The organism is Pseudoalteromonas sp. SR45-1, from assembly GCF_014163655.1.
GTDB lineage: Bacteria > Pseudomonadota > Gammaproteobacteria > Enterobacterales > Alteromonadaceae > Pseudoalteromonas > Pseudoalteromonas distincta.
This window is the reverse complement of the sequence record NZ_JACJDR010000031.1, coordinates 1-6,761: the sequence shown is the minus strand read 5'-3', so window position 1 is coordinate 6,761 and position 6,761 is coordinate 1. Positions and strand designations below refer to the sequence as shown.

The following is a 6,761-nucleotide window of genomic DNA, read 5'->3' as shown; positions in this document are numbered from 1 at the left end:
GCCTGGTGATAACATCAAGATGACAGTAACTCTAATCGCACCAATCGCGATGGATGAAGGTCTTCGTTTTGCTATCCGTGAAGGTGGTCGTACTGTAGGTGCTGGTGTTGTAGCAACTATCGTAGCGTAATTATTAGCCTAGCTAATTACTACCAAAAAGCCCGAGCTTAGTCTCGGGCTTTTTAATGTCTAAAATAAAGTACGATTTAATACCAATACGCTTAATTAAGTGATCTATTTTGAAGATGGAAAAACGTGTGGATAGCTAGGCAAAAAATTCGCTATTTAGTTGTTCTAATTGAGAATTTTTTAACATAGGTAGCGACACGTTTAGTCCCGCAAAATGATTAAGTATTATTACGGATTGGTATAAGATGCCGCTTTAACCTTAGGTAAAGATACTTGGTAACAATACTCAAAGTATTATTAGTGGTATTACTAAAAACCCGAGCTAAGCTCGGGTTTTGATAAGTTATGAATGTGTCATACTTAGCTGAAAACTATTCAACATTTTGAATTTAGAGTAATTATTTAAATCTCAATTTTATCATTGGCTTATTGTAATTTTAGTGTGTTTATATTGCAGTTGGTAACCGCTATGGTAACCACTTGGAATAGGTTTCTGATAAATAGAGATTATTTTACTAAAGAGGAAATAAGCTTAAACTAGTAGCTAATAACACACATAAAAATTGATAAACTGTTTAGTTTTTGTATTATACACACAATCATAATCAGATAATCAAGGAAGAGTGTTTTATGAAACCGCTACACGCATACCCTCATCCCGAGAGACCTCAAAATCCTTCACCATTAGAAATGGCTATTTATAACTATGAGTTAAAAGCTAAAGAGTTCCATAACAAGCGAATAGCTCAAAAAGGGCAGGCGAGTGAAGATCTTAAAAATAAGATGGCTTGTGATTTTAATCATTTGCAAAAAGAGAAAGAGAGAATTACTGCTCATGCTCGCTTACAAACTGATTTAAAAGAATACCGAGAGCTAAGTGCAAGCTCTACAGTCACGCAATTAAAACAAGAAAAGCACCATCCAACTCAAAAGCTTGCTCGTCACTTGGCTGCAATAGGGGAGCTAAACCAACTAAGCTGCACGAGGCTCACCATATTATTTGTGGCACAGGGCAATACCAGTCAGCGAATATGTTACAAACAAGGCTTAATCTTCATCTGCATGGAGTTGGTATTAACGATCCAATCAACGGTGTATGGTTAATTAACTTTGAAAAAAATAAAGAGCAAAATTGGGATAGCCCAGCTTCGCCACCTCATCGAAAGCTACACAGATATAACTATGAGACATGGATTAATACTAACTTTGGTAATGCGGCTACGCCTAAAGCTTTATTTTTGAATAGATTGAGAACCGTTAAAGTTAAAATAAAAACGGGTACTGTACCTGCAGGTTTACTTGAACCAAAAAATGAAAATTGGAAGGCTTTATAGTGACTGTATATTAAATTAAAAACGAAGCTTACACATACGACGTAATCGACTTTGATATTGTTGAGCTCTCAGAAACAATTTCGAAAAATAACGACCTTGATACAGATACTGTACTAAGGATGTTTATGTCATCCTCACTAAATAATATCGAATTTAGCCCTCTATGGCCTCAAGGGTTAAATTTTGACTATTTTGGTAAAGCTAAAAAGCAAGATTATGACATATCGCGGCTAGGTCATTTTTTAATAATAAAGATGCCAGTATATGAGTTGTTAAAAGAGCGCTTAGCAAATTTTGGAGAGTTTTTACCCGTTAAAGCTGAAGGCAACAACATGATATTGTTTAACTTGCTTACCTTCGGGCAAGAGCAAAAAGACATGTGTTTAACCAAATACGAAGATGGCTTCGAAGACGGTTTAGAGTTACTTACCTTTGAGCAAGACGATATACAAAATAAACTGCTATTTAAATCTAAGCTGGAAGGTGCTCAAAAAGTTTATTGTACTGATGAGTTTAAAAATATTATCCAAAGTAACAACCTTAAAGGTTTAGTATTTGACGAAGACTTATTAGACCCGTTTGTTTAGTATCGCTCAACACAAAGGCGAATATATTAAGTAGCCAAAGAATCATTAATTGTGAATACAATACTTTCAGACTCTTTATAAAATAACACCCCTCCCGCTACCCGTAAGCTCAGCGCCCTGCGAGGGGGTAATTGTTTATAATGCATAGTAAAGCTGCGTACATAACCTTTGCCCCATAATTTTAATTTGTATATTATCTCAACTAATAAGAACAATGGATTAGCTTTATAGTAACTAACTAATACGGCTTGGCAGGGAATAGTATGTCGTTACCAGATTACCAATCATTCATGACCCTATTACTGCAATGCTTAGCTAACGGTGAAACAGTAAAGCTCAAAGAGATTGAAGCACACGTTTATCAAAGCATAGGCTTATTTGTAGAGCAGCTTAAACTGCGCATTCCTAGCGGCAAGTAAACTTATGCCTACCACCGCTTAAGTTGGGCTAAAACTTACCTTGTTAAAGCAGGTTTATTTGGAAGCTGTGGTGTGCCACTCATTAGCCATCCTCCGAGAATATATCTTCAATGGTATCCCAGTCTGGTAGAGAGTGTTGTTTTGAGGTAACTTCAAATTGTAAATCAACTGCATCAAGCAGTCGCTCAAATATATCGAATGAACCCATAAAGCGACCGTTCTCAATCTCGGAAATCGTCGTTTTATTAATTCCCGCGATCTCTGATAGCTTTTGTTGCTTGTAGCCTAAAGCTTTCCTGCTAGTACTTATTTGTTTGCCAATATCTGCTCTACTCGACATATATTCACTTATTTGATGTTAGCTATATAGCTAATAAAAATTATCAATATTTCGCAGGCATTGCATTATTTATATAAGACGGTTTAGCTTAAAAAACCAAACCGCCAACCGTTGACGGTTACTACCAATTAAACTTAAAGGCTTTATTAATAGGTAAAAACTGTTTTTTTGCTTCTTTACTTTTATCTTTAAACCAGTCATTAAATAGGTCATTCATTGTTATAATAATGTCTGTCCCTGCCTTACCTCTTTCAGCAAGCGGATCTATACCATTTTTAATTTTTTGTTTTGGTTTCTTTTACATCAATTGAGTTGTATGAAAATGGCTATCAAGGATTTTAAAAGTGGTTACGGTGATATCAAGTAGTTTGGTAACCACTTGGACACGTACAATAGGGGGCTAGTATGAACGGTAGAAAACAAAAAGCCTATAAAAATATAGGCTTATTAATGAGTTATAAACAAGTTGAAACAGGCTAAAACGCTATTCTATGTTTTGGATCTGCTCACGCATTTGTTCAATTAGTACTTTTAGCTCTACGGCTGCAGTAGTGATGTCACTATTGATAGACTTAGACGCTAGCGTGTTAGCTTCACGATTAAATTCTTGCATCATAAAATCTAAGCGGCGGCCACATGCACCTCCTTTTTTAAGGATTTTTTTAGTTTCTTTAACGTGAGACTTTAAGCGATCTAATTCTTCAGCCACATCTTGTTTTTGCGCAAGGTAAATTAGTTCTTGTTCAAGGCGTGACTCGTCAATGTTTGCTGTTAAGTCTTCTAGCTTTTGAGCAAGTTTTTCACGCTGCCATTTAGCAATCTCAGGCATATGCGTTTCTACAATTTCTACTTGCGCTAGAATTGCATCAAGGCGTATTGCTATCATTTCTTCAAGGTTTGCACCTTCATCGCCACGTGCAGATTTAAAATCTTCGATTACTTGATCAAGACCAGCTATTAATGCTGTATTAACGCTATCCATATCAAGCTCTTCTGCTTCCATAACGCCAGGCCAACGTAATATATCAACAGGGTTAATATCGCCATTACTTTGTTGTTGAACCCATTTAGCGCTATTTATTAGTTGTTCAGCAAGTGCTTGGTTAATTGATAGCTCGCCAACGTGGGCAGGATTTGCCACAAACTTTAAAAAGACCTCAACTTTACCGCGTTGTAAGTGTTTGCGTAAACGCTCACGAATAACTGGCTCCATGCCACGAAATTGCTCTGGTGCGCGTATAAATGTTTCAAGGTAACGCTGGTTTACTGAGCGAACTTCCCAAGTGCCAGTACCCCAATCGCCTTTTATTTCGCGACGCGCATAAGCTGTCATACTGTGGATCATGGATATTTTCCTAAATTTATAAATACAATATTATGATGATTATACCGTAACACTGCTTAAGCTCTAGGGAAAATTTAATACACTGAATATTTTGCATACAGCTATTTATTTAAATCAACATGGTATCTATACCCACATACACTTATAATGTCGCAAATTCTGAATTAAGGGGATCGTCAATGCGTCCAAGCGAAAGAACACCTAACCAAATTAGACCTGTTACATTTACACGTAATTATACTTTGCATGCTGAAGGCTCAGTACTTGTTGAGTTTGGTAACACCAAAGTACTTTGTACAGCTACTGTTGAATCGGGCGTTCCTCGTTTCATGAAAGGTCAGGGTAAAGGTTGGATCAATGCTGAATACGGTATGTTACCGCGAGCAACGCATACGCGTAATGCTCGAGAAGCTGCACGTGGTAAGCAGGGCGGTCGTACTATGGAAATTCAGCGCTTAATTGCACGTGCACTTCGTGCTGCTGTTGACTTAAAAGCACTTGGCGAAAACACAATTACCATTGACTGTGACGTTATTCAAGCTGACGGCGGTACACGTACTGCTTCTATAAGTGGTGCATGTGTTGCACTTGTTGATGCACTAACACATATGCGTGCAAAAGGTATGATTAATTCAAACCCACTTAAACATATGATTGCAGCTATTTCAGTTGGTATTTACAAAGGTCAAGCAATTAGCGATTTAGAATACATTGAAGATTCAGCAGCAGAGACTGATATGAACGTAATTTTAACCGAAACAGGTAAAATTATTGAAATTCAAGGTACAGCTGAAGGCGAACCTTTCTCGTTTGATGAGCTAGATGAGTTACTTACTTTAGCTAAACATTCTATTCGCGAAATTATTGACGTACAAAAGCAAGCATTAGCATAAATAGGTAGGCCACAAGATATGAAAGATTATCAAAAAGAGTTTATAGAATTTGCTCTAGAGAAGCAGGTGTTAAAATTTGGTGAGTTTACATTAAAGTCTGGACGTACAAGTCCTTACTTTTTTAATGCTGGTTTGTTTAATACTGGTCGAGACTTAGCGCGTTTAGGTCGCTTTTATGCATCGGCACTCGAAGATTCTGCTATAGAGTACGATGTATTATTTGGTCCTGCGTACAAAGGTATTCCAATAGCGACAACAACAGCGGTTGCCTTAGCGGATCATCATGATAAAGATGTACCTTACTGTTTTAATCGTAAAGAGAAAAAAGCACACGGTGAAGGCGGCACATTAGTAGGCTCAGAACTCAATGGCAAAATTATGCTAGTTGACGATGTAATTACTGCAGGTACTGCGATTCGTGAGTCGATGGAAATCATTGCACAAAATGGTGCTGACCTTAGTGGTGTTTTAATTGCGTTAGATCGCCAAGAAAAGGGTAAAGCTGAATTATCAGCTATTCAAGAAGTTGAGCGTGACTTTAATACCAAAGTGATTTCAATTGTAAAATTAGCTGATCTTATCTGTTACCTTGATAGCCAAGGCACAATGGATGAGCATTTAGCCTCAGTTAAAGCTTACCGTGATCAATACGGCGTAGCATAAATAAAAAGCCTCGCAGAGCGGGGCTTTATTTTGACCTTCATTCATAGAGTTTATTAATGAAAGATGTATTAAAACCGAATGGCTTAGGCCTCAAGCGTGTTTTCAAAGCAACCTATTGCTCTTACCTTGGCTTTAAAGCAGCATTTAAAGAAGAAGCAGCATTTAGGCAAGAGCTACTATTAAGCCTTATATTATTTCCTATTTCATTTTGGCTTGCTTCATCACTATTACACTGGGCAATACTAATTAGCTCACTGCTTATTATATTAATAGTTGAATTACTAAACTCCGCCATTGAAGCATTAACAGATCGAGTAAGTACAGAGTTACATGTATTGTCAGGTAGGGCCAAAGATATGGGATCTGCAGCCGTAACACTTTCATTAACGATCGTATTGATCATCTGGGGTGTAAGCCTCTATATGAAGATCGTTTAACTCTACTTCTAATATAAAATAGGTTTGAACCCCGTTAGTTGTTAATAATTTGATGGTTATGTTGTATTTTTAACGTGTTTAGCTCAAATTCTCAGCGAACAGCACATTATTTCAAGTTTTCTTCAAAAAAGGGTTGATCTGTTTTCGGATCTCCCTATAATGCGACCCCACTGAGACGGGAAACAGCAACGCATAGCGAGGCACGAACAACTCAGGGTGTTAAGTAAAACTTAGAGTGAATCTTTTTAGAAAGTTTAAATTTAAGTGTTGACAAAAAAATAGGAAAGCGTAATATGCGCAGCCCTAGCGAGATAAAGTTCAAATTTATAATCGCAACGTTCTTTAACAATATAAAGCAATCATCTGTGTGGGCACTCGTACAGATTGAGTTCTAACAGCCAACCTACTTACTCTTTATGGGTAATTAGCGAGGCAAACAAATTAGAGTCTCAATTGAAAACTGAGTGACCAACAGAATAGTTATTTCGATAATTATTCGGCACAGTCAATTCAATATCGAAAGATATTAAAAAATTCAGAATTCATTGAGCTGTCGAAAGACATAAAACTTTTTAATTGAAGAGTTTGATCATGGCTCAGATTGAACGCTGGCG

General features: G+C 37.1%; 9 protein-coding genes and 1 pseudogene. 8 read left to right on the top strand and 2 right to left on the bottom strand.

The window, feature by feature from the left end:
- The 5 genes and pseudogenes from H5089_RS19925 to H5089_RS19910 form a co-directional block, all read left to right on the top strand.
- Window positions 1-130 (top strand): annotated as a pseudogene (locus H5089_RS19925) (elongation factor Tu); the annotation flags it as partial.
- 629 nt (window positions 131-759) lie between these two features.
- Entirely contained in the window at window positions 760-1,233 is a 474-nt protein-coding gene (locus H5089_RS20460; RefSeq protein ID WP_310735820.1) for a hypothetical protein, read from the top strand.
- Window positions 1,125-1,463, top strand: a complete 339-nt coding sequence (locus tag H5089_RS20385) for an AHH domain-containing protein (RefSeq protein ID WP_310735821.1) — start codon at window positions 1,125-1,127, stop codon at window positions 1,461-1,463. Before H5089_RS20460 ends, H5089_RS20385 begins: the two co-directional genes overlap by 109 nt.
- A gap of 125 nt (window positions 1,464-1,588) precedes the next feature.
- Window positions 1,589-2,050, top strand: coding sequence for a hypothetical protein (locus H5089_RS19915; RefSeq protein ID WP_182712949.1), 462 nt, complete (start codon window positions 1,589-1,591; stop codon window positions 2,048-2,050).
- A 263-nt stretch (window positions 2,051-2,313) separates the two neighbouring features.
- Window positions 2,314-2,469, top strand: a complete 156-nt coding sequence (locus H5089_RS19910; protein WP_240915919.1) for a winged helix-turn-helix domain-containing protein — start codon at window positions 2,314-2,316, stop codon at window positions 2,467-2,469.
- An 82-nt stretch (window positions 2,470-2,551) separates the two neighbouring features.
- On the opposite strand, the gene H5089_RS19905 is transcribed toward H5089_RS19910, so the two are convergent.
- Together H5089_RS19905 and H5089_RS19900 are read right to left on the bottom strand one after the other, a co-directional pair.
- On the bottom strand, window positions 2,552-2,809 hold the full coding sequence (locus H5089_RS19905) for a helix-turn-helix domain-containing protein (RefSeq protein WP_165724394.1): 258 nt from the start codon (window positions 2,807-2,809) through the stop codon (window positions 2,552-2,554).
- Between the two features lie 484 nt (window positions 2,810-3,293).
- Window positions 3,294-4,154 carry a YicC/YloC family endoribonuclease gene (locus H5089_RS19900; RefSeq protein WP_182712948.1) on the bottom strand — a complete coding sequence of 287 codons (861 nt, stop codon included), beginning with the start codon at window positions 4,152-4,154 and terminating at the stop codon, window positions 3,294-3,296.
- 179 nt (window positions 4,155-4,333) lie between these two features.
- On the opposite strand from H5089_RS19900, the gene rph reads away from it, so the two are divergent.
- The 3 genes from rph to H5089_RS19885 are packed head-to-tail and all read left to right on the top strand — an operon-like array spanning window position 4,334 to window position 6,147.
- On the top strand, window positions 4,334-5,047 hold the full coding sequence (rph, locus tag H5089_RS19895; RefSeq protein ID WP_002958890.1) for a ribonuclease PH: 714 nt from the start codon (window positions 4,334-4,336) through the stop codon (window positions 5,045-5,047).
- Between the two features lie 18 nt (window positions 5,048-5,065).
- Window positions 5,066-5,710: an orotate phosphoribosyltransferase gene (pyrE, locus tag H5089_RS19890; RefSeq protein WP_182712947.1), complete on the top strand. Its 645-nt coding sequence runs from the start codon at window positions 5,066-5,068 to the stop codon at window positions 5,708-5,710.
- Between the two features lie 56 nt (window positions 5,711-5,766).
- Entirely contained in the window at window positions 5,767-6,147 is a 381-nt protein-coding gene (locus H5089_RS19885) for a diacylglycerol kinase (protein WP_002958892.1), read from the top strand.
- Window positions 6,148-6,761 lie beyond the last annotated feature (614 nt).